A 21,206-nucleotide genomic window follows, 5' to 3' on the forward strand; every position below is an offset into this window, starting at 1 on the left:
AGCATGAGCACTATCGGAAAGGCCCTTTCCCTCCTCGACCTGATTTCCGAACTCGACAAGGATATCGGCCTCAGCGACCTCGCGCGGCTTTCCGCGCTCGACAAGGCGACAGCGCGGCGCTTTCTGGTGGAGCTGGAAAGACACGGCTTCGTGGAACAGGACGAGGAGACGCGCCGCTACCGCCTCGGCGCGGCACCCGTCCGCCTGGCGCGCCTGCGCCAGGCGCGTTTCCCCTTCGTCGCCGTGGCCGCCCCCTTCGTCAAGGCGCTGGCGGAAGAGGCCGGCGAGACGGTGCACCTGTCGGAATTTTCCGGCGGGCGGCTCTCCACCATCCATGTGGAGGATTCCGCGCAGGCGCACCGCGTGATCGTCGATCCCGGGGCCGTGCTGCCCTTCCATGCCACCGCTTCGGGGCTCGCCTATCTCGCCTTCCTACCGCCCGGCGAGATCGACCGCGCGCTGGCGCGGCCGCTGGAGCGCTTTTCCGCCCATACGGCCACGGATGCGGACGCCGTGCGCACGCTCCTGCGCGAAACGGTGGAGCGGGGCTATTCGATCAGCCAGCAGGGCTTCGAGATCGGCGTCATCAGTGCCGCAGCGCCGATCCTCACGCCCGGCGGGCGGCCGATGGGCGCGCTGGCGGTGGCGGCGCCGACCGCGCGCGCCGACATGGCCCGCATGCATGAGATCGGCCGCAAGGCCGCCGCCGCCGCCCGCGGCATCGCGGAGAAATACTACGGCGGCCGGACCTGACGCCCGGGGTTCCGCCTACCGCCGCCCCCGCGGCCGCGTCGCCAGCACGTTGCGGATCGCAAAGCTCGAATGGATTCGCGAGACACCCGGCATGGCCGAGAGGATTTCCTTGTGGATGCGCTCGAATTCGCCCGCATTGGCCACCTCGACGCGCAGCAGGTAGTCCGAACCGCCCGTCATCAGGAAGCATTCGCGGATTTCCGGATGCTTGCGCACCGCAGCCTCGAAGCGATCGAGATGATCCTCCGTCTGCCGCTCCAGCGTGATGTTGATGATGACGGCGATGCTCGCCTCGACATTCGACGTGTCCACCAGCGCCGTGTAGCCGCGAATGACGCCCGCCTGCTCCATCAGCTTGATCCGGCGAAGGCAGGCGGACGGGGAGAGGCCGACATCGGCCGCAAGGCTGGCATTGCTCATGCGCGCATCAAGCCGCAGGAGCCGGAGGATGTTGCGGTCGATCGCGTCGAGGGCGGCCATGGCAGATCATTCCAAATCGTCGTCGTTTCGTTCAAAAATCATGCTTTGACGCAACAATCAATCGCTGTTTCCTCGGCAATTTCACGATCGTTTCACTAGGCTTCGCGCAACTGAGGGGGCTTGGGATGGACGGCGGCATACTACGGGACAGGACCGGCGGAACGACCGTGATCGACGGTGCATCGGGTTATCTCGGCATCGATCTCGGGGCGCTCGCCCGCAACTATGAAAAGCTCGCCGCCGAGGTCGCCCCGGCGCGCGCCGCTGCCGTCGTCAAGGCCGATGCCTACGGGCTCGGCGCCGGCCGGGTGGCCGAGAAACTCTACGCCCATGGCTGCCGCCACTTCTTCGTCGCGCAGTTCGTCGAGGCGCTTCGCCTGCGCCCGCTTCTGGCGGCCGACGCCGCGGTCTTCGTGCTGAACGGCCTGCAGCCCGGCAACGAAAACGCCTGTGCCCGCGACAATATCGTACCGGTCGTCAATTCGCTGGAACAGTGGCACGCGTGGAGCGGCATGGCGAAGGCCCTCGGCCGCACGCTGCCGGCGGTACTGCAATTCGACACCGGCATGTCGCGCCTCGGCGTGCCGCCGGAAGAGCGCGCAGCGCTCGCCGGCCTCGTCAGCGCCGGCGGCGGCATTGACGTCCTGTTCCTGATGAGCCACCTCGCCTCTGCCGACGATGCGCAGAGCGAACAGAACGAAGACCAGCGCGCAGAGATGGAGCGCGTTGCGGCGGAATTTCCCGGCCTCGACGTCTGCTTTGCCAATTCGGGCGGCATCTTTCTCGGCAAGGCCTATCACGGCGTGCTTGCCCGCCCCGGCATCGCGCTCTATGGCGGCGCGCCGACCACCGGCCGGGCGAACCCGATGGAGCCGGTCGTCAGCCTCGACGTCGCCGTGGTGCAAACCCGCAGCGTGCCCACCGGCACGCGCGTCGGCTACGGCGCCAGCCATGTCACGGCCGGTCCGGCGCGCCTTGCCACCATCGCCGCAGGCTATGCCGACGGCCTGCCCCGCAGCCTTTCGGGCCGGGGCGCTGCCTATTGCGACGGCGTGCGCCTGCCCATCGTCGGGCGCGTGTCGATGGACAGCATCACGATCGACATCTCCGCCCTGCCGGAGGGCCGCCTCACGCTCGGCAGCCGCGTCGAGATCCTCGGCCCCAACCAGGGCCTTGAGGACGTGGCGCGCGATGCCGGCACCATTGCCTACGAAATCCTGACCGGCCTCGGCCAACGCTACCGGCGGCAGTATCGCTGAGCCATTTTCTTCCCCAATGAGGACATCATGAAAGTCATCGTTCTCGGCGCCGGCATCGTCGGCGTCACCTCGGCCTACCAGCTTGCCCGCGCCGGCCACGAGGTCACGGTCGTCGACCGCCAGCCCGGCCCAGCGCTGGAGACGAGCTTTGCCAATGCCGGCGAGGTCTCCTTCGGCTATTGCTCGCCCTGGGCCGCGCCCGGCATTCCGATGAAGGCGATGAAGTGGCTGTTCATGCAGCATGCGCCGCTGATCCTGCGCCCCAAGGTCGACATGGCCATGCTGTCCTGGATGACGCAGATGCTGCGCAACTGCACCTCGGCCCGCTATGCCCTCAACAAGAGCCGCATGCTGCGCCTTGCCGACTACAGCCGCATCTCGCTCGCCGCGCTGCGCGCGGAAACGGGCATAACCTATGACGAGCGCATGCAGGGCACGCTGCAACTCTTTCGCACCGAGGCCCAGCTCGACGCCTCGGCCAAGGACGTCAAGGCACTCGCCGCCGACGGCATTCCCTATGAAGTGCTCGACCCCGAGGGCTGCATCCGCGTCGAACCCGCGCTGAAACATGTGCGCGAAAAGATCGTCGGCGGCCTTTTGACGCCGAAGGACGAGACCGGCGACTGCTTCAAGTTCGCCAATGCGCTGGCGGCGAAGGCCGAGGCGCTCGGCGTCACCTTCAACTATGGCAGCATCATCCGGGGGCTCGACGTGGACGGCGGCCGTGTCCGCGGCGTCGTCACCGCCCATGGAGTGCTCGCGGCCGACGCCGTGGTCGTCGCGCTCGGCAGTTTCTCGCCGCTCCTCGTTCGCCCGCACGGTATCCGCCTGCCGGTCTATCCGGTTAAGGGCTATTCGCTGACGATCCCGATCACCGATGCCGCGCGCGCACCGGAATCGACCGTGATGGACGAGACCTTCAAGATCGCCATCACCCGCCTCGGCGACCGCATCCGCGTCGGCGGCATGGCCGAGATCTCCGGCTATACCAACGATCTCGGCGAACCCCGCCGCCTGACGCTGCAGCACTCCGTCACCGATCTCTTCCCCGGCGGCGACGTGTCGAAGGCGAGCTTCTGGTCCGGTCTTCGCCCGATGACGCCGGACGGCACGCCCGTCATCGGCCCGACCAAGGTCGCCGGCCTCTTCCTCAACACCGGCCACGGCACGCTCGGCTGGACGATGAGCTCCGGCTCGGCCCGCGTCATCGCCGACCTCGTTTCCGGCCGGAAGCCGGAGATCGACGCCACCGACCTCGCCGTCGCGCGTTACGCCTGAAGTCGCACCGGCGCGGCCCGCGAAGGGCCGCGCGGTCTCTGCGGCGTCAACCCTTCAGGCGCGTCCAGATGCGGTCGCGCAGCTCGCGGGCCTTGCCGTTGCAATCCTGCGTGGCCACGAGGCGCGAGGCAAAATCCTCGGGCATGTTGATGGCATCCATCTTGCGCCATTGGTCGCTCAGGAACTCGTCGGACTTCATGGCATTGGCATAGGCGATGGCGTTGGAGACGGCCGCGGCGTTTTCCGGCGCCATCATCCAGTTGATGAAGATCTTCGCGTTTTCCGGATGGGGCGCATTGGCGGGAACCGCGAAATTGTCACGGAACATCGGCGTCCCCTCCTTCGGATAGAGGAAGCGGATCGTATCGCGCTGGGCGGTGGCCCGCGCCGTGGCGCCGTTCCACAGATGGTGCATCGCCACCTCGCCCGAGGCCATGCGGTCGACGGTGCTGTCGGAGCTGTAGAGCTTCAGCTTCTCCTTCTGCGCCTGCAGCAGCGCCAGGATGCGGGCGGCATCCTCGTTGCTCTCCGTGCACTGCGGAATGCCGAGATAGAGCGAGGCGGCGAGGATCTCGTCGCTTGCGGTGTCGAGCGCGGCGATCTTGCCGGCGAGCTCCGGCCGCGGCTCGAAATACTCCTTCCAGCTCGGCTCCAGCGTGCCGCCCGGCACCTGGGCGCTGTCATAGGCAAGGCCGGTGACGCCCCACAGATAGGGCGCGGAATATTCGTGCCTGGGGTCGAATTCCGGGTTCTTGAACGCGTCCTTCATATGGGCGTAGTTCGACATGGCATGCGTGTCGATCTTCATCAGCAGCCCGTCCTTGACAAGGCCGGGGATGACATAGTCGCTGGGCACGATCACATCGTAGGAGGCACCGCCCGACTGCAGCTTGGCGAGCAGCGTGTCGTTGCTGTCATAGCCGTCGAGGATGACCTTGATGCCCGTCTCCTTCTCGAACTTCGCCAGAAGCTCGACCGGGTAGTAGTCGGTCCAGTTGTAGAAATAGAGCGTCTTTTCCGCATCCTGCGCGCCCGCGGGCGACGCAAGAAGGGCGACGGCGGCAAAGGCCGCGCCGAGGCAGGATTTCAGGGACATTGCAGCTCCTCCAGGTTATCGGCGCAGGCGGCCGAGGAAAAACGAAAGCGACACGAGCAGGACCGAGACGACCAGCATGACCGCCGAGATCGCGTTGATCTCCGGCGAGATGCCCGCGCGGATGGCGGAGAAGATGTAGACGGGCAGCGTCGTCATGCCGGGGCCGGCGAGAAAGAACGAGGTCAGGAAGTCGTCGAGGCTGGTGACGAAGGCGAGCGTGAAGCCGGCCATGACACCGGGCCAGAGCAGCGGCATCGTCACCCGGCGGAAGGTGCGGACGCGGTTGGCGTAAAGGTCGTGCGCTGCCTCCTCGTAGGTGCCGCTGATGCCCTCCAGCCGCGCGCGGATCGGCAGGTAGGCGAAGGGGATGCAGAAGGCGGTGTGAGCCGCCACCATCGCGCCGAGCCCGAGCTTCACGCCGAGCGAGACGAAAAGGATGAGCGTGGCGACCGCCACCACGATCTCCGGCAGGATCAGCGGCATGTTGAGCACCGCCTCCGAGGCGCCGCGGCCGAGAAAGGCACGACGGGTCGCAAGCGCCGCCAGCAGCGCGAGGACGGTCGCGGCCGTGGCGGCGCAGACCGCGATGACCAGCGAGTTCCAGGCCGCCGCCTGGATCGAGGGATTGACGAGGATGCGGCCGTACCAGTCCACCGAGGCATGGGTCCAGACCGTCGCCGTGCGATTGGCATTGAACGAATAGACGATCAACACCGCGACCGGCACATAGAGATAGGCCAGCACGAGCAGCGCGGTTTCGCGCGTGAAGGGGAAACGCCGCGGGCTCATGCGGTCCTCCTGTTGCGCCAGAGCGCCATGGCGGTCATCACGACGAGCATGATGGCGAGCAGCACGACCGCGAGCGTTGCCCCGAAGGGCCAGTTGCGCGAGGCGCCGAACTGCATCTGGATGATGTTTCCGAGCATCAGCGTCTTGCCGCCGCCGAGCAGCGCCGGCGTCACAAAGGCGCCGAGGCAGGGAATGAAGACGAGCAGCGCGCCCGCCACGATGCCGGGCGTGGCGATCGGCAGCACGACCCGGCGCAGCGCCCGCCGGCGCGTCGCGCCGAGATCGTGCGCGGCCTCCAGCAGGCGCCAGTCGAACTTCTCGAACACCGTGTAGAGCGGCAGGATGGTGAAGGGCAGGAAGGAATAGGTGAGCCCGATCGCCACCGCCGCATCGTTGTAAAGCAGCTGCACCGGCGAGGGCGAGAGCATGTTGACGAATTGCGAGACCCAGCCGTCCTCGCGCAGGATGATCAGCCAGGCGTAGTTGCGCACCAGAAGGTTCGTCCAGAACGGAATGGTGATCAGCAGTAGCATGACGTCGCGCCCGGTGCGCGAAAGGCTCGCCATCCACAGTGCCACCGGCAGGCCGAGCGCAAGGCTGAGCACGGTGGTGACGGCGGCGAGCGCCACCGACCGCAGGAAGATCAACAGATAGCCGGTGTTGAGGATCATCGTTCCGTCGAAATCCTCCTCCCAGACGAGGCGCACATAGTTCGCCGCCGAGGGAGCGGACGACCAGTCGACCCCGGCGCTGCCGCCCTTGTCGAGCAGCGAGACCCAGGCCATGAGGCACAGCGGCACGCCGACCAAAAGCAGGATGACAAGAAGGGCCGGCGACAGGAGGCAGAGACGGCGAAAGGCGACGCTCATTGCGCGAGCACCCGCAGCGCCTCGCCGGGCAGAGAAAGGCCGACGCGGCGTCCCGCTTCCGGCGCGGCCTCGGCGGGATCGGACTGGCGCAGCAGGAAGGTACCGCCGCCGGGCAGCTCGAGCTTGTGCAGCATGGCAGTGCCGAGATAGGCGGAATGGACGAGCGTCGCCTCCAGCGCCCCCGTGCCGGCCGGCACCAGCCGCGCCCGCTCGGGGCGGATGGCGACCGTCACCCGGCCGGATGCGGCATGAGCGGTCGGCAGCACGGTGCCGCTGTCGAGGCGAACGCCGCCGCCCGGCAGCGCCTCGCCATCGAGCAGGTTGATGTCGCCGATGAAGTCGGCGACGAAACGGTGGGTCGGCGCCTCGTAGATCTCGCGCGGCGGCCCCATCTGGAGGATCCTGCCGGACTGCATGACGGCGACGCGATCGGAGAGCGTCAGCGCCTCCTCCTGGTCGTGCGTGACGAAGAGGAAGGTGATGCCCGCCTCCTCCTGCAGCATCTTCAGCTCGATCTGCATTTCCTTGCGCAGCTTCAGGTCGAGCGCCGAAAGCGGCTCGTCCAAGAGGAGCACGCGCGGCCGCGGCGCCAGTGCGCGGGCAAGCGCCACGCGCTGCTGTTGGCCGCCGGACAGCTCGGCCGGGCGACGCCTGGCGAAGGCACCCATGCGCATCATCTCCAGCGCCTCGCCGACGCGCCTGCGGATCGCATCGCGCGCCATGCCCTGCTCCTCGAGCGCGAAGGCGACGTTCTGCTCCACCGTCAGGTGCGGGAACAGCGCATAGCTCTGGAACACGGTGTTGACGGGACGGTGAAACGGCGGCCTTGCCGTGACGTCCTCGCCCTCGATGGCGATGGCGCCGCTATCGGCCGTCTCGAAACCGGCGATCAGCCGCAGCAGCGTGGTCTTGCCGCAGCCAGACGGCCCGAGCAGCGTGAAGAACTCGCGCCGTCCTATGTCGAGCGAGACATCGTCGAGCACGCGAAAGGCATAGATTCCCTTGCCGAAGCTCTTGGAAACCGTCCGGATCGAAACCGCTGGGGATGGGGGCACCTGGGTCATGCTTTCCTCTTGGCCATTTGACCAAGCGTCCTACAAGCTATCACATCTGTCAATATTGTATGCAAATATTTGCAACAATCATGCATGCGATTATGCCTGGGATGGCCAGAATTACCTTTCCGCTTCCACTTCGAGACGAGCCCCGGAAAAGAAGCAGCCAGCCGCTCCCGGCTCGGCGCCACCATCCAAGATCCTTAGATTTTTTATTATTTTTCAAATGTTAAGCGTGCACGATATGATATGAAACCCCATCCTGGCGTCTCCAATCTGAGGCCACCTTTTTGTACGGAGCGAGTCGTTCTCCGAAAATCTTCTGCTGAAAAATGTACGGCGTGCGAACCTACGGCGGGTGAAGAAGCCCAGCTCGCTCACAAATCTCCGGTTTTATTCAATGAAAGCAGAGAATAATTGTATACATAAATCATGATCCAGGGGCGAGCTTAGCGGCCGCCTAACCAGCGCTGAACCAAACGCTCATGTCCGCCTCTTTCGCCTTCCACTACACAAATCGGCATGGGTCGGCTGCAAGGTCGACGCTTCGGCAAGGGAAGAGGAAAGCGGCATGCCAGTGGAAAAAGTGGACACGCTCGTCATCGGTGCCGGCCAGGCCGGCGTCGCGATGAGCGAGCATCTCGGCAAACGCGGCGTTCCCCATCTCGTGATCGAAAAAGGCAGGATTGCCGAAAGCTGGCGCAGCGCCCGCTGGGACTCCCTCGTCGCCAACGGCCCCGCCTGGCACGACCGCTTCCCCGGCATGACCTTCGAAGGGCTCGACGGCGACGCCTTTGCCTCCAAGGAACAGGTGGCCGACTATTTCGTCACCTATGCCGAGAGGATCAAGGCGCCCATCCGCTGCGGCGTCGAGGTCAGGGTCCTGCGCAAGGAGGGCGACGCCTTTCGTGCCGAGACGTCCGATGGCGTGATCGAGGCAAGACGCGTGGTCTCCGCCACCGGCGCCTTCCAGCGCCCGGTCATCCCGGCCGTCGTTCCGGCCGAGGCCCGCATCCGGCAGATGCATTCCAACACGTACCGCAATCCGGACCAGTTGCCCGAAGGTGCGGTGCTGGTGATCGGCGCCGGTTCGTCCGGCACGCAGATCGCAGACGAGCTGCTGCGCGCGGGCCGGCGCGTCTATCTCTCCGTCGGCCCGCACGACCGTCCGCCGCGGCGCTATCGCGGGCGCGACTTCTGCTGGTGGCTGGGCGCGCTCGGCATCTGGGACCTCAAGGTTCCCGCCCCCAATACGGAACATGTCACGATCGCGGTCAGCGGTGCCTATGGCGGGCAGACGGTCGACTTCCGCCGGCTCGCGGCGCGCGGCATGACGCTCGTCGGCCGCGCCGAGGCCTTCCGGGACGGCGTGATGACATTCGCGCCGGATCTCGCCCGGAACATCGCGCTCGGCGACGCCAACTACCTCTCCCTGCTCGACCGCGCCGACGACTATGCCGCCCGCAACGGCCTCGACCTGCCGGAAGAGCCCGCTGCGCGCATCCTGGAGCCCGACCCGGCCTGCGTGACCGATCCGCTGCTCACGCTGGACCTCCGCGAGGCCGGCGTCACGACGATCCTGTGGGCGACCGGCTATGCGGTCGATTACGGCTGGATGAAGATCGACGCCTTCGATGACAAGGGACGGCCGGTGCACGAGCGCGGCGTCTCCAAGGTGCCGGGCCTCTATTTCCTCGGCCTGCCCTGGCTGTCGAGGCGCGCCTCGTCCTTCATCTGGGGCGTCTGGCACGATGCCGACCATCTGGCAGGCCACATCGCCCGGCAACGCGAGGCCGCATCCTCATGAAGGGCCGCCCTTTGGAGGGCGGGTGCCGCCAAGCGGTTCGTTGCAGCGGTCAGGAAGGACGACGCGTGGGTATCGGCACGTCGTCCGCTTTGTCCACGGCCCAGGTGCTGATCACGCGGACCTGCCCCGGCACCTCATCCTGCAGATAGGTCTCGTGACCCGGCAGGCCCATCGGATAGAGCGCGTTCCGGCTCGCCTCGTAGGCCGCGCTCTTGTCGGTGCAGAGAAGGATGCGCATGTCCTGCGGCGCGACATCGGTCCGGTTCTTAAGGTCTTCCAGAAGTCCCGCATCGGAAGACAGGCGGCCATCGAAGGCCTCCGTCAGGTATTGCGCCGACCGTTCGTTGCGTTCCCGTTCGGTCGTTGCACCCAGAACGACCACCATCACGCGTTTTCCATTGCGCGTCGCCAGTCCGACGAAATTCCGCCCGGATGCGCACAGGAAGCCGGTCTTCATTCCGATGGTGCCGCTGAAGCGGGTCAAGAGCAGGTTGTTCGACTTGATCTCCTTGCCGTCGATCGTGACGGCCGACGCCAGAAAGAAGCGGCGATATTCCGGGAACAGCCGGTCCACTTCCATGCCGAGAACCGCAAGATCGCGCGCCGTCGTATAGTTCTTCCGGTCGAACAGGCCGTTCGGATTGGAAAAATGCGTGCCGGTGAGCCCGATGCGCGCCGCCGTCTCGTTCATGCGTCGAACGAAGGAGGCCTCATCGGAGGCCACCGCCTCCGCCAGCGCCACGGCGACATCGTTTGCCGAAGCGGTGATCATGGCAAAGAGCGCGTCTTCGAGCGTCATCGTCCGCCCGAGGGTGAGGCCGGATTCCAGAAAGGCCTGTTTCGTTGCGTTGCGGGTCATGGTGACGGGTGTCGTCAGGGTCACCTCGCCGGCGCGGATCGCTTCGAACACGACGAGCGCCGTCATGAGCTTGGTCGTCGAGGCGGGATACCAAGGCACCCCGGCATCCTCCGCATGCAGCACCCGATGATTGTCGGCATCCACGACGAGCACGGGCGTTGCATGTGCCGATGTCCACAGGAAAAGGGATGCAACAAACACCAGGCTCTTCCATGGTCGTCCGGCCATTGTGTTCTTGATCATGTACCAGTCTCCGCAGGAAGACGTCCTAATGGCATGATGCGCCCCGGCAGCACAAGGGTTTGCTGTAGCGCGACGCCGGCTGTGCCGCGCCGAGGCGGAGCAGGCAGCGCTTCGCCGCCCCCGCCTTTGCCGCAGGATTTCGCCGGGTTGGGGCCGGTTCAGGCCAGCGATGCCTGCCGCGTTTCCGCATCGATCAGGAAAGCCGCGACCGCTGCGGCGACGAGAAGGCCGGCAAAGATGCCGATGGCAAGGCCGAAACTCTGCTCCACGACAAGCCCCGTCAAGGACGGCGCCAGCAAGCCGCCGAGCCGGGCCACGGCGCCTGCCGTGCCCATGCCTGTCGCCCGCGATGCCGTGGGATAGAGCTCCGGGGTAAAGGCATAGAGCGCGCCCCAGGTGCCGAGCAGGGCGAAGCTCATGAGCAACAGGGACGCACCGATCAGCGTCCCCGTTCCGGCGACGACGAACAGCAGGCATCCCAGCGCCGACAGCAGGCAGAAGCCCGTCAGCGTCGGCCGGCGTCCCCATGTCTCCACGCCGTAGGCGGCCAGCGCATAGCCGGGTATCTGGGCCAGCGCGAGGAAAACGAGGAAGCCGTATCCCCGGACGAAGCCGAAGCCCTCTCCCGCCAGCCTCGGCGGCAGCCAGGTAAAGACACCGTAATAGGAGACGGAGACGAGAAACCAGATCGCCAGGATCATCAGGCTGCGCTGGCGCAGATCGGCGCCGAAGATGCCGGGTTTACCGACGACGGGCGGCGAGACCAGGGGCACATCCGCCGCCAGCGGCGCCTTGCCATTGGCAACGAGGATCCTGTCGAGGACGGCCTTCGCCTCCTGCGTCTTCCCGAGGCGTAAGAGGTAGAGCGGGGATTCGGGCACCAGGAAGCGCAAGCCGATGCCGATGAGCGCCGGAAGCGCCGTCGCCGCGAAGATGTAGCGCCAGCCGTCCGCGATGCCGGCAAGGCTGACGGCCCAGGCGACAAGCGCGACGATGAGCGTACCGACGGCCCAGAACCCTTCGAGCATGACCAGCCAGCGGCCGCGGTTCCTGGCCGGCAGGAACTCCGCCATCATCGCATAGTCGACGGGCAGCGTACCGCCCACGGCCACGCCGGTGAGGAACCGCAGCACGAGCAGGATGGTGAAATCCGGCGCAAAGACCGACAGCGTGCCGAAGAGCGCATCGCAGGCGACCGTGACGATCAGAACCCGTCGCCGGCCTATGCGGTCCGCAAGCCTGCCGAAACCGGCGGCGCCGACGAGCATGCCGAGGAAGAATAGCGTGCCGGTCTGCAAGGCTTGCGGAACCGTGAGGCCGAACGTGGCGGCGATCGATGCCGCCGTAAAACCGACCGCGAGCACCTGCATCGCATCGGCCGTCCAGACCAGGCCGAAGATCGCCAGAAGCCGCCGCTGATAGGCCCCGGCGCCGGCACGGTCGAGGACCGCGTCCACTGTGATTGTCGTCATTCGGCCGCTCTCCGCATGTGCAGTCCCCTGGCAATGGCAGCGGCACCTTAGCCGCCCGGCCGGACCGGTGGAATTGCCTGTGCGAGGAAATCCACCGGGAAGCGCAGCGGCAAGCATTCAAATGACATGATGCGGCGCGACAGCGGCCGACCCTGCCGACATTCGACAGGAACGAGGCCTGGGAAGGTGCCACTCCGGCCGGGGAGGAGCCGGAGTGGCCTTGCTCAGAACAACGCCGCGACCTTGTCCGCGATGACGTGCCCGAGCTTGATATTGGTTTCCGCCGAGAAATGAATGCCGTCGACGCCATCGGTGGCGACGTGGTCGCCGGCGGCCAGGAACTCGACCTTCATGAAATCGGCAAGTGCCTTGTAGAGGCCGGCCAGCTGCTTCGACTTCTCGTAGCCGCCGCCGAACATGCCCTCGAACCACGGGTCGGGCATCGGCGCCAGCGGCGGCGGGGCGACGACGAGCACCCGCGGCGCCGGATAGGGCGTGCCGACGCCGCCGGCCGAGGTCAGCACCTGGCCGACGAGCTTGCCCATGCCGTTCGCGATCTCGTAGGGCGTGCGATGGAAATAGGATTTCGTGTCGTTCGTGCCCAGCATGATGATGACGAGATCGAGCGGCAGGTGGCTGGCGAGCGCGGCGGGAAGATAGGCACTGCCGTTGAGCCGCGTGTCGTTCGGGTCGTCGAGGCTGGTGGTGCGGGCGCTGAGGCCTTCCTCGATGATATGGTAGCCCGTGCCAAGCCTTGCGGCCATGGCCCCGGTCCAGCGTTGCTCATAGGGATAGCGCAGGGTCGGTGCGGATTCCTTCACCGGGATCCAGCCCCATGTCAGCGAGTCTCCAAAGCACAGGATTGAGCGCTTGTCCGCCATTGACGTCCTCCTTGAATGGCTGTCGGTTGTTGTCACTTGCCGGCGCGAAGGCCGTAGAAAATGGCCGCGAGCAGGATGATCAGGCCCTGGGCGACGAGTTTGCCGGCGTCGCCCACGCCGAACATCGTCATGACGACGAAGAGGAAGGCGAAGCAGAGCACGCCGAAGAACGGCCCCCAGACGCCGCCCTCGCCCCGCCCGAAGACGACGCCGCCGAGAATGGTCGCGGCGACCGAGAGAATCGGCAGGTCGAGCCCGACGCGCACGCTGCCGACGGCGATGGAGGCTGTCTGGACGAGCGCGGCAAGCGCGGCCATGAGGCCGGCGAGCGTGTGGGCGAGGATCACCGTGCGCTCCACCGGCACGGCGGAGAAATGCGCGGCCGGCATGCTTTCCCCGACGGCGGCGACGAAACGGCCGAAGACGGTCTGCGACAGCAGCAGCGCCATCAGCGCGGTGAGCGCGATCCAGAAGAGAACCGGGCTCGGCAGGCCAATGAAGCGGGTATTGAACAGCTCGCCGAAGATTTTCGGCACGTCGCCCGGCGGCTTGCCGCTCGAAAGGTATTGCACGAAGCCGACGAGCACGATGGAGAGCGCCAGCGTGACGATGACCGCCGAAACGCGACGCTTGGCCACCATCAGGCCGTTGAAGAGGCCGATGGCAAGGCCGGTCGCCAGCGCGAGCGCGACGTAGAAACCGAGCGAGGCGCCGGGAAAGATGCCGGACGAGATGCAATAGTTGATGAGAAGGATGATGCCGCCACCCGACAGGTCGATCGACTTCACCCGCATCACCAGAAGCTGGCCGAGCACGAGGATGCCGAGCGGCACAACCTGGCGCACGAAGACGCCGAGCACATTGGCGTTGAGCATCTGCGGGCGCGCGACGAAGAGGATGACGAGCAGCGCGGCGAGCAGGTAATAGGATGGCGGGACCTTGGAAATCCGCCGGAAGAGAGGCGAGCTGACGAAAGCCGACATGGTCACAGTCCGATCTTCTTGCGCGACTGGAGCGCGACGACCGCCAGGAGCAGGACGCCCTTGACCGCCGTCTGGACGAAGGGGGTAACGTTGAGCAGGTTCATGCCGTTGGAGAGCAGCGCGAGCACCGCAACGCCGATGATGGTGCCATGCAGGCTGCCGACGCCGCCGGAAAGCTGCGTGCCGCCGATCGCGACCGCCGTGATGGCATCGAGCTCCATCAGCAGGCCGACGTTCGGATCCCCCGAGACGATGCGCCCGGCAAGGAACACGCCGGCAAGAGCGGCAAAGAGCGAGCAGATCACATAGGCGAGAAGGATGTTGCGGCTGGCGGGAATGCCGAAGTTGCGTGCCGCATCGCTCGAGCCCGAGGCAACGCCGCCGCCGATGGCGAAGAGATGCAGGCCGTAGCGCGAGCCGTAGAGCAGCTTCCAGGCGAGAAGAATCGTGACGATGCCCCAGAAGACCGGCAGCGGAAGGCCGAGAAACGTTCCCTCGACCATCCAGCGCACGCCATCCGGCACCACGCCGCCCGAGACCGGGCGCAGCACGCGGGTGATGCCGAGCACGACATATTGCATGGACAGCGTCGCGACGATCGGGTGCACGTTGAGCCGGGTGATGCAGTAGCCGTTGGTCGCGCCGATCAGCGCGGCAAGCAGGAAGACGCCGGGAAGGGTGATGACGCCCGGCAGGTCGAGCGCAAGGATCGCCGTGGTGAAGCTGACGACGGAACCGATGGACAGGTCCAGCCCGCCGACGAGCACGACGAACATCTGCCCGACCGCGGTGATGAGCAGCGGCATGCCCTGCGCGACGAGATTGGCAAGGTTGCTCCACTGGCCGAACTGGCTGGTGGCCGCCGCAAGCCAGAGCGCCATGGCAAGCGCGATGACGAGCGGCAGCAGCCAGAGGCCCTGCCGGCTGCCGCGGCCCGCCAGCAATTTTCCGAAGAGGGAGGAAGAAGAAGGGTTCATCGGGCGGTCCATTCCGTCATGCGCTGAGGGCCGCGTCGAGAATGCCGTGCTCGGTCGCATCCCTGGCCCGCATTTCCGACACGACGGTATTGCCGTGGATCACGTAGAGGCGGTCGCAGAGGCCGATGAGCTCGACCGTCTCGCGCGAGAGCACGAGCACGGCGCCGCCCGCCTCGGCGAAATCGCGCAGGATCCGGTAGATTTCCGCCTTGGCGCCGACATCGACGCCGCGCGTCGGCTCCTCGATCAGGAGGAGGTCGGCATCGGTGGCGAGGTAACGGCCCAGCAACACCTTCTGCTGGTTGCCGCCGGAAAGCGCGCCGACAGGGGCGGACGGACCCGAGGCCTTGATGTTCAGCCGGCGCATCGTCTCGGCGATGACGGTGCCGTAGCGCCTGGCTGCCTTCAGCGCCGGCCGGCCGGCATGCAGCGCCGCGACGATGTTCTGGCCGACGGAATGGCCGAGGAACAGTCCCTCGTCCTTGCGATCCTCGGGCACGAACGCCCCGCCGAGCGCCTGCCAATGCCGCACGCCGCTTTCCTTCGCCACGGGCAGGCGGATGGTTTTGCCGCGCCGGGACACCACGCCTTCAACGGGCGCGAATTGCCCGACCAGTGCCCGCAGCGCCTTCTGCTGGCCCTGCCCTTCCAGCCCGGCGAAGCCGACGATCTCGCCCTTTTCGACCGTGAACGAAAACGGCCGCGCCGCCGCATCGAGCCGCAGCCCGGAAACCGAGAGCGCGGCCACGCCTGTTCCTTCGCCCCGTTCCGGGAAGAGGTCCTGCAGCTCGCGCCCGACCATCATTGCGATCAACGAGGCCGGCGTCATCTCGGCGAGCGGCTTCGTGCCGACGCGCTGGCCGTCCTTCAGCACCGTGACCACGTCGCAGATCGCAAAGATCTCGTCCATGCGATGGGAGATGTAGACGATGGCCTTGCCAGCATCGCGCAGCGCGCGGATATGCCGGTTGAGGATCTCGACGTCGGCGGCGTTGAGCGCGGCGGTCGGCTCGTCGAGGATGAAGACGTCGGCATCCGCATCGATACCGTGGGCGATCTCGACGAACTGCCGCTCGGCGATGGACAGTTCGGAGACCAGCATGTCCGGATCGAGCGTCAGGCCGAGGCGGGCGAGCGCGCCCTTCGTCTCCTGCCGCATGCGCCGCCGGTCGATGCCGCCGAGACGGCCGGCCGGCTCGCGACCGAGGAACATGTTTTCCGCGATCGTCATGTTGGGCAGCAGCGACAGCTCCTGGAACACCGTCGATATGCCCGCTTCCAGCGCGGCGCGCGGATTGGCGAAGGCGACGGGGCGGCCCGCGCGGCGGATCTCGCCGCTGTCCGGCTGATGCACGCCGGCAAGGATCTTCATCAGCGTCGACTTGCCGGCGCCGTTCTCGCCCATCAGGGCGTGCACGGTGCCAGGCGCCAGTGCCAGCGACACGTCCCGAAGTGCGACGCTGCCGCCGAATGCCTTGGATATTCCGGACATTTCAATGAGATGCGACATGGATTCCCTCCGCCGTGATGGCGGAAGGCGGGTGATGGCCCGCCTCCCGTGCGGCGCGCCTACTGCTTGGCGTAGAACTGCTTGAGCTGATCCTCGGAGAGCTCCGACGGCCACCAGACATTGGCCGAAAGGTCGTCGCGGTAGTACTTCTTGACCTTTTCAAGGTCCCAGCCCGGCGGGTTGTAGTCGTAGTGCTTGTGGAGCGCCTTGCCTTCCAGGAGGGCAACGGCGGCGCGGATGCCGGCAGCGCCCTGGGCGGGGCTGTATTCGGACGAGACCGACTTGAAGCCGTCGGCGATCCACTGGCCGAAGAAGCCGTTGTTGCCCTCGCCGGAGATCGGCGGAATGGCGGCGCCGAACTGCTTGAAGACGTCAACGCAGGCACGCGTCATGTCCGCGCCCGACGACCAGATGCCGGCGACATCGGGGTCGTTGAGATAAAGCGTCTCGCAGACCTTCTTGGCCTTGTCATATTGCCAGTCGCCATGCTCCTCGGCGGTGATCGTGATCTCGCTGCCTTCGAGCGCCTGCTTCAGGCCGTTGTAGCGGTTCGTGTCCTCCGGGTGCCCGGCGAGGCCGCGCAGCACCCAGATATTGCCCTTGCCGCCGAGCTCCTTGACGAGGAAATCGCCCATGACCTTGCCGAAATGCTCGGCGCCGCCCTGGATTTCCGTCGTATAGGCATCGGATTCGATGCGGCCCGTGTGCAGCACGACGGGGATGCCCGCCGCCACGGCCTTCTCGATGCTGGCATTGGCCGAGGTCGAGGTGACCGGCTGGACGATGATCGCATCCACCTTCTGGGCGATCAGGTCCTCGATATCGGCGACCTGCTTCTTCTGGTCGAAGCCGGCATCGAGCAGGATGAACTTGGAAATGCGCGTGTCGCGGTCGGCGGCGGCCTGCGCCTCGTGTGCCACCTGCACCGTCCAGGTATTGGCGTTGACGCCGAAGCTGCTCATGCCGATGACCCAGGGGGCATCCTTCTTGTATTTGCCCTCTTCCACCGTCGGATTGTTGTCCGCGCGGGTCGTCACGCCGTCGAGCAGAGGCACGTCCTGCGCCAGGCTGTTCGTTGCGAAGACCACGCCGGCCAACAGAACCGACAGGCCGATTTTCCTGATGATGCTGCTCATACTTCTCCTCCAAAAGCTGGCGTCCAAAGAGGCCAAGGCCGGCCGGAAGGCATGCGGCACCACCAGCCCGCGACCCATGTCCGGTGCTCGCCCGCAGCCTTTGAAACGACCTGAAACTCTCCTCCGGCCGACACAAAACCACTGGCGCTTTCGGCTGTCAATAGTTATTCAGACTGAATGAATAATCTACCGTCCTTGCAAATCGCCCCTGTGGATGCGAAATCTCAACCGCAATTACGGGCATACGGCCCGGTGGAGGAGACAGTGACGCGGACCGTTCTATGCTTCGGGGATTCCAACACCCATGGCCAGATTCCCGGCCGCGGGCCGCTCGAGCGCTATCGCCGGGAACAGCGCTGGGCCGGCGTTCTCGAAGGCCAGCTCGGCCCCGGCTGGCATGTCATCGAGGAGGGCCTCAGCGGCCGCACGACGGTGCATGACGACCCGATCGAGGGCGCCTTGAAGAATGGCCGGACCTATCTGCGCCCCTGCCTGCAGAGCCACGCGCCGCTCGACCTCATCATCATCATGCTCGGCACCAACGACCTGAAACGGCGCTTCAACATGCCGCCATCCGAGGTCGCCATGGGTATCGGTTGCCTGGTGCACGACATCCGCGAGCTGTCCCCCGGCCCGGCCGGCCACGATCCGGAGATCATGATCGTCGCCCCGCCGCCGATGCTGGACGATCTGAGGGAATGGGAATCGATATTCTCCGGCGCGCAGGAGAAATCCCGCAGGCTTGCGCTGGAATTCGAGATCATGGCGGATTCGCTGGAGGCCCATTTCTTCGATGCCGGCACGGTCTGCCGGTGCTCGCCGGCCGATGGCTTTCATATCGACGAACAGGCGCACCGCCAGCTCGGTGAGGCGCTTGCCCAGGAAGTGCTGGCGATCGGGTGGCCGGATGCCTAGGCGTTTCCACAGCACCGTCATCGCCCTTGCCGGGGAGCGCACCCATGCCTGACATGCGTTTCGCGCCGCCCAACCCGCTCCGCATCGCGGACCGCGCCAGCGGCCTCAACTCGCTGAGCGTGCGCAGCCACAACGAGCGTCTGGTGCTCTCGCTGCTGCTGCAGAACGAAGCGACGACCCGCCTCGAGATCGGCGAGAAGACCGGCCTTTCGGCGCAGACGATCTCCGTGATCGTGCGCTCGCTCGAACAGGAGGGCCTTGTCGTGCGCGGCGCCGCGCAGAAGGGCCGCGTCGGCCCGCCGACGACGCCTCTCATGCTGAATTCCGAGGGTGCCTATTCCGTCGGCGTCAGCGTCGGCTACCGCAACACCCACATCGTCGTCGTCGATTTCATCGGCAATGTGCAGCATCACCGCGTGATGCCGCACAGGGCGGCCGATACGTTCGACGCACCGGAAGCCCTGGCGCTCGAAATCCACCAGGCCATCGCCGGCCTTTCGGAAAGCCGGCAGGCGCGCATCGCCGGCGTCGGCCTGGCGCTGCCCACCCCGCCGATCCGCTCCGGCCCGGACCATGACGTGCTGCACCGCCATCTGGAGGCCGAGCTCGGCCTGCCGGTTTTCGTGCAGAACGACATCACGGCGGCGGCCGGTGGCGAAAGCCTGTTCGGCACGGCGCGGCAGTTGCAGGATTTCCTGTTCTTCTATCTCGGCGCCCGCCTGCACGGCCGCCTCGTGCTCAACCACCAGATCTACAACGGCAATTCGCCGCTGAGCTACGATGTCGGCGTGCTCGCGCTGGAACGCGCCCTGCCGTCCGGCAGCACGCTGGCGGAAAACCTCTGGGGAGAGGTCTCGTCATGGCCGCCCATGGGGCCGGCCCTTGCGGCCTGGCAGCAGGCCTGCGCGGAAAGCCTCATCCAGCTGACGCAATCCCTCCTGCAATTCATCGAGCTTAAGACCGTCGTGCTCTCGTCCTTCGTCCCCACCGAGATCTGCGAGGCGCTATGCAGCCTCATCCGGCAGGAAATCCCCTCGGTGAGCGCCGTCGTGGGAAGGACATCCGCAGCCCCGAAAGCCGTCGGCGCCGCAAGCCTGCCCTTCAGTTCGCGCTTCATGGTGCATTAGGCCGGATCCATATTCCGCAGACGGCCCGGATGCGATCCAGGCCTTGAAATTGCATGCGACAGATGACATATTCCAAGCGACAGATGACGCGGAGAATAACCATGGCCGTCGCAGCAAAAGCATCGCAGGCAGCAACCGGTGGCGAACTGCAGAAAATCGAAGCCCTGCTCGGCGGTTCGCGCATCCTGTCGCGCCGCCTGACCAATGCGCTCGACGCGCATGAACTGCTTCTGCACGGCCTGCCCGCATCGGCGCTGGATCACCTTGTCGGCAATCTCGTCTTCATCGGCAAGAATGAATCGCTCGAAAAGGCCGTGGGCATGAGCCTGCGCACCTGGCAGCGGCGGAAGGACACGCCCTCCAAGCCGCTCAGCCTGGAACAGAGCGGCCGGACCTGGAAATTTGCCGAGATCCTCGCAAAGGCGACGGATATCTTCGGATCGCAGGCGGAAGCCGAGCAATGGCTGGAGCGGCCGGCCATCGGCCTCGACCAGCGCCGCCCCATCGACCTTCTCGGCACGCCTGCCGGCGTGGAGCTGGTCGAAGACCATCTCGACCGCCTGGAATACGGCGTCTACGCATGACCGTTCTGCCCATCGCGCTCGGCGGGAGCGAGCTGGTCGCGTGGCGGCTCGACCAGGCTATCCATGCGCCGAGCTGGGATAGCGGCGAAGGCGCCTACCGCGTGGGCGGCCGCTGGAACAGCAAGGGCACGCGCGCGGTCTACTGCTCGCTCGATCCTGCGACCGCAATCCTCGAAGTCGCGGTCCACAAGGGATTTCGTGCGCTCGACACGGTGGCCCATCGCATGACGGCCGCCGTCATTGCCGATATCGGCGATGTCCACGTCGTCGATCCGCAAACGGTGCCCAATCCCAACTGGCTGCGCCCGGGCATTCCCGGCGCGGGCCAGCAGGCCTTCGGCGACGACCTGCTGCGACGGCACCGTTTCGTCGCGATCCCCAGCGCGGTCTCGCCGCACAGCTGGAACCTGATCTTTCTCGCAGGCGCCGCGCCGGGCACCTATGCCCTGAAATTCCAGGAAAGCTTCGCCCTGGACACGCGGCTGCATCCATCGACGGCCTGATGCGCCTGCACGACCTTCCCGTGCCCGCAGAGTGCGCACCGGCCAGCCGACCACTCAAAGACCGGCGGCGGGACGACTGACCCAACCGGCCTATGCCGTCCGGGTCAGGAAGGCCGCTATGGCATCGATCTCGTGCCGGCGCACCTCGTGGCCTCCGTCACCAGGGTTCACAAGGGCAGGGAGCGCACCCACCACGGCACGCCTCGGCCCCAACTCGGCGCGGTAAGCATCGGACCCATGAGGCTCGCTCCCTGCGGAGCCGGCCGTATCCCTTCCCCGGTGGCATGATCCTGACGGCGTTGGCGCTGGCGCCGTTGCCCGGTCAATTTCTGTCGTCCATGACTGTGGGTATGGCCTTATGCCCCTTGACCGGGCTTCGCAACCGCCAATAAGCTTTGTTCGCGACACAGGTTCCGTCAGCCCGACGGATGAAAAGGGAACACGGTGAGGATTACCCATCAGGGGCCGAGACCGTGGCTGCCCCCGCAACTGTAACCGCCGAGCTTGCCTCACGATGCCACTGTGCGTTCTGCACGGGAAGGCGAGGATAGCGACGACGCGGAAGTCAGGAGACCTGCCTGTGCCGGTCACCCATGCCAGGATACGGGGTGTGTCCGGGCGCGGCCGTCC

20 protein-coding genes and 1 riboswitch are annotated in these 21,206 nt (G+C 66.2%); of the genes, 8 read left to right on the forward strand and 12 right to left on the reverse strand.

Translation table 11 applies throughout. The features are described from left to right. Window positions 1-3: 3 nt before the first annotated feature. Entirely contained in the window at window positions 4-753 is a 750-nt protein-coding gene (locus WMC41_RS27625) for an IclR family transcriptional regulator (RefSeq protein ID WP_064334037.1), read from the forward strand. Window positions 754-768: 15 nt separating this feature from the next. Here the strand turns inward: WMC41_RS27625 and WMC41_RS27630 are convergent, their stop codons facing one another. Further along, window positions 769-1,233 (reverse strand): Lrp/AsnC family transcriptional regulator, encoded by a 465-nt coding sequence (locus WMC41_RS27630; RefSeq protein ID WP_064333838.1) that lies wholly within the window; start codon window positions 1,231-1,233, stop codon window positions 769-771. 125 nt (window positions 1,234-1,358) lie between these two features. Between WMC41_RS27630 and alr the strand changes: the two genes are divergently transcribed. Together alr and WMC41_RS27640 are read left to right on the forward strand one after the other, a co-directional pair. Further along, complete coding sequence (gene alr / locus WMC41_RS27635; protein ID WP_432349478.1) at window positions 1,359-2,492, forward strand: alanine racemase; 1,134 nt, start codon at window positions 1,359-1,361, stop codon at window positions 2,490-2,492. 27 nt (window positions 2,493-2,519) lie between these two features. Next, the gene (locus tag WMC41_RS27640; protein WP_432349479.1) at window positions 2,520-3,770 is read left to right on the forward strand and encodes a D-amino acid dehydrogenase; all 1,251 of its coding nucleotides are present in this window, start codon (window positions 2,520-2,522) and stop codon (window positions 3,768-3,770) included. A gap of 46 nt (window positions 3,771-3,816) precedes the next feature. Here WMC41_RS27640 and WMC41_RS27645 read toward each other — a convergent pair whose 3' ends face one another. Genes WMC41_RS27645 through WMC41_RS27660 form a run of 4 tightly spaced genes read right to left on the reverse strand, consistent with a single transcriptional unit; the run spans window position 3,817 to window position 7,588 of the window. Then, entirely contained in the window at window positions 3,817-4,866 is a 1,050-nt protein-coding gene (locus WMC41_RS27645) for an extracellular solute-binding protein (RefSeq protein ID WP_272808333.1), read from the reverse strand. A 15-nt stretch (window positions 4,867-4,881) separates the two neighbouring features. Next, window positions 4,882-5,655 carry an ABC transporter permease gene (locus tag WMC41_RS27650; RefSeq protein WP_244770223.1) on the reverse strand — a complete coding sequence of 258 codons (774 nt, stop codon included), beginning with the start codon at window positions 5,653-5,655 and terminating at the stop codon, window positions 4,882-4,884. Next, the gene (locus WMC41_RS27655) at window positions 5,652-6,524 is read right to left on the reverse strand and encodes an ABC transporter permease (protein ID WP_432349480.1); all 873 of its coding nucleotides are present in this window, start codon (window positions 6,522-6,524) and stop codon (window positions 5,652-5,654) included. The genes WMC41_RS27650 and WMC41_RS27655 overlap by 4 nt, the downstream gene beginning before the upstream one ends. After that, window positions 6,521-7,588, reverse strand: coding sequence for an ABC transporter ATP-binding protein (locus WMC41_RS27660; protein WP_432349481.1), 1,068 nt, complete (start codon window positions 7,586-7,588; stop codon window positions 6,521-6,523). Before WMC41_RS27660 ends, WMC41_RS27655 begins: the two co-directional genes overlap by 4 nt. 562 nt (window positions 7,589-8,150) lie before the next feature. On the opposite strand from WMC41_RS27660, the gene WMC41_RS27665 reads away from it, so the two are divergent. Continuing rightward, complete coding sequence (locus tag WMC41_RS27665) at window positions 8,151-9,386, forward strand: flavin-containing monooxygenase (protein ID WP_432349482.1); 1,236 nt, start codon at window positions 8,151-8,153, stop codon at window positions 9,384-9,386. A gap of 49 nt (window positions 9,387-9,435) precedes the next feature. Here the strand turns inward: WMC41_RS27665 and WMC41_RS27670 are convergent, their stop codons facing one another. The 7 genes from WMC41_RS27670 to WMC41_RS27700 all read right to left on the reverse strand — a co-directional run bounded on the left by WMC41_RS27670 (window position 9,436) and on the right by WMC41_RS27700 (window position 17,447). Continuing rightward, on the reverse strand, window positions 9,436-10,446 hold the full coding sequence (locus tag WMC41_RS27670) for a D-alanyl-D-alanine carboxypeptidase family protein (protein WP_432349483.1): 1,011 nt from the start codon (window positions 10,444-10,446) through the stop codon (window positions 9,436-9,438). Window positions 10,447-10,646: 200 nt separating this feature from the next. Then, window positions 10,647-11,960: an MFS transporter gene (locus WMC41_RS27675; protein WP_432349484.1), complete on the reverse strand. Its 1,314-nt coding sequence runs from the start codon at window positions 11,958-11,960 to the stop codon at window positions 10,647-10,649. Between the two features lie 224 nt (window positions 11,961-12,184). Continuing rightward, window positions 12,185-12,841, reverse strand: coding sequence for an SGNH/GDSL hydrolase family protein (locus WMC41_RS27680; protein ID WP_432349485.1), 657 nt, complete (start codon window positions 12,839-12,841; stop codon window positions 12,185-12,187). Window positions 12,842-12,873: 32 nt separating this feature from the next. Next, on the reverse strand, window positions 12,874-13,824 hold the full coding sequence (locus WMC41_RS27685; RefSeq protein WP_432349486.1) for an ABC transporter permease: 951 nt from the start codon (window positions 13,822-13,824) through the stop codon (window positions 12,874-12,876). A gap of 2 nt (window positions 13,825-13,826) precedes the next feature. Continuing rightward, complete coding sequence (locus WMC41_RS27690; protein WP_432349487.1) at window positions 13,827-14,801, reverse strand: ABC transporter permease; 975 nt, start codon at window positions 14,799-14,801, stop codon at window positions 13,827-13,829. A 16-nt stretch (window positions 14,802-14,817) separates the two neighbouring features. After that, window positions 14,818-16,311 carry a sugar ABC transporter ATP-binding protein gene (locus WMC41_RS27695; protein ID WP_244770215.1) on the reverse strand — a complete coding sequence of 498 codons (1,494 nt, stop codon included), beginning with the start codon at window positions 16,309-16,311 and terminating at the stop codon, window positions 14,818-14,820. 59 nt (window positions 16,312-16,370) lie between these two features. Next, entirely contained in the window at window positions 16,371-17,447 is a 1,077-nt protein-coding gene (locus tag WMC41_RS27700) for an ABC transporter substrate-binding protein (RefSeq protein ID WP_244770214.1), read from the reverse strand. A gap of 264 nt (window positions 17,448-17,711) precedes the next feature. On the opposite strand from WMC41_RS27700, the gene WMC41_RS27705 reads away from it, so the two are divergent. The 4 genes from WMC41_RS27705 (at window position 17,712) to WMC41_RS27720 (ending at window position 20,576) form a co-directional block, all read left to right on the forward strand. Further along, window positions 17,712-18,362: an SGNH/GDSL hydrolase family protein gene (locus WMC41_RS27705; RefSeq protein ID WP_432349488.1), complete on the forward strand. Its 651-nt coding sequence runs from the start codon at window positions 17,712-17,714 to the stop codon at window positions 18,360-18,362. Window positions 18,363-18,415: 53 nt separating this feature from the next. Then, window positions 18,416-19,489 carry an ROK family transcriptional regulator gene (locus WMC41_RS27710; protein WP_432349637.1) on the forward strand — a complete coding sequence of 358 codons (1,074 nt, stop codon included), beginning with the start codon at window positions 18,416-18,418 and terminating at the stop codon, window positions 19,487-19,489. Between the two features lie 101 nt (window positions 19,490-19,590). Continuing rightward, on the forward strand, window positions 19,591-20,073 hold the full coding sequence (gene parS, locus WMC41_RS27715) for a type II RES/Xre toxin-antitoxin system antitoxin (RefSeq protein ID WP_244770211.1): 483 nt from the start codon (window positions 19,591-19,593) through the stop codon (window positions 20,071-20,073). Continuing rightward, window positions 20,070-20,576 (forward strand): RES family NAD+ phosphorylase, encoded by a 507-nt coding sequence (locus tag WMC41_RS27720; RefSeq protein WP_244770210.1) that lies wholly within the window; start codon window positions 20,070-20,072, stop codon window positions 20,574-20,576. Before parS ends, WMC41_RS27720 begins: the two co-directional genes overlap by 4 nt. 391 nt (window positions 20,577-20,967) lie before the next feature. After that, a riboswitch (cobalamin riboswitch) is annotated at window positions 20,968-21,172 on the forward strand. Window positions 21,173-21,206: the final 34 nt, after the last annotated feature.

Source organism: Shinella yambaruensis, assembly GCF_050859155.1.
In the GTDB taxonomy this organism is placed as follows: Bacteria; Pseudomonadota; Alphaproteobacteria; order Rhizobiales; family Rhizobiaceae; genus Shinella; species Shinella yambaruensis.

What these genes read in the sequence shown, in the direction of transcription:
- WMC41_RS27625 (WP_064334037.1), top strand. Translation starts at nt 4, where the DNA reads ATGAGCACTATCGGAAAGGCCCTTTCCCTCCTCGACCTGATTTCCGAA.
- WMC41_RS27630 (WP_064333838.1), bottom strand. Translation starts at nt 1,233, where the DNA reads ATGGCCGCCCTCGACGCGATCGACCGCAACATCCTCCGGCTCCTGCGG.
- alr (WP_432349478.1), top strand. Translation starts at nt 1,359, where the DNA reads ATGGACGGCGGCATACTACGGGACAGGACCGGCGGAACGACCGTGATC.
- WMC41_RS27640 (WP_432349479.1), top strand. Translation starts at nt 2,520, where the DNA reads ATGAAAGTCATCGTTCTCGGCGCCGGCATCGTCGGCGTCACCTCGGCC.
- WMC41_RS27645 (WP_272808333.1), bottom strand. Translation starts at nt 4,866, where the DNA reads ATGTCCCTGAAATCCTGCCTCGGCGCGGCCTTTGCCGCCGTCGCCCTT.
- WMC41_RS27650 (WP_244770223.1), bottom strand. Translation starts at nt 5,655, where the DNA reads ATGAGCCCGCGGCGTTTCCCCTTCACGCGCGAAACCGCGCTGCTCGTG.
- WMC41_RS27655 (WP_432349480.1), bottom strand. Translation starts at nt 6,524, where the DNA reads ATGAGCGTCGCCTTTCGCCGTCTCTGCCTCCTGTCGCCGGCCCTTCTT.
- WMC41_RS27660 (WP_432349481.1), bottom strand. Translation starts at nt 7,588, where the DNA reads ATGACCCAGGTGCCCCCATCCCCAGCGGTTTCGATCCGGACGGTTTCC.
- WMC41_RS27665 (WP_432349482.1), top strand. Translation starts at nt 8,151, where the DNA reads ATGCCAGTGGAAAAAGTGGACACGCTCGTCATCGGTGCCGGCCAGGCC.
- WMC41_RS27675 (WP_432349484.1), bottom strand. Translation starts at nt 11,960, where the DNA reads ATGACGACAATCACAGTGGACGCGGTCCTCGACCGTGCCGGCGCCGGG.
- WMC41_RS27680 (WP_432349485.1), bottom strand. Translation starts at nt 12,841, where the DNA reads ATGGCGGACAAGCGCTCAATCCTGTGCTTTGGAGACTCGCTGACATGG.
- WMC41_RS27685 (WP_432349486.1), bottom strand. Translation starts at nt 13,824, where the DNA reads ATGTCGGCTTTCGTCAGCTCGCCTCTCTTCCGGCGGATTTCCAAGGTC.
- WMC41_RS27690 (WP_432349487.1), bottom strand. Translation starts at nt 14,801, where the DNA reads ATGAACCCTTCTTCTTCCTCCCTCTTCGGAAAATTGCTGGCGGGCCGC.
- WMC41_RS27695 (WP_244770215.1), bottom strand. Translation starts at nt 16,311, where the DNA reads ATGTCGCATCTCATTGAAATGTCCGGAATATCCAAGGCATTCGGCGGC.
- WMC41_RS27700 (WP_244770214.1), bottom strand. Translation starts at nt 17,447, where the DNA reads ATGAGCAGCATCATCAGGAAAATCGGCCTGTCGGTTCTGTTGGCCGGC.
- WMC41_RS27710 (WP_432349637.1), top strand. Translation starts at nt 18,416, where the DNA reads ATGCGTTTCGCGCCGCCCAACCCGCTCCGCATCGCGGACCGCGCCAGC.
- parS (WP_244770211.1), top strand. Translation starts at nt 19,591, where the DNA reads ATGGCCGTCGCAGCAAAAGCATCGCAGGCAGCAACCGGTGGCGAACTG.
- WMC41_RS27720 (WP_244770210.1), top strand. Translation starts at nt 20,070, where the DNA reads ATGACCGTTCTGCCCATCGCGCTCGGCGGGAGCGAGCTGGTCGCGTGG.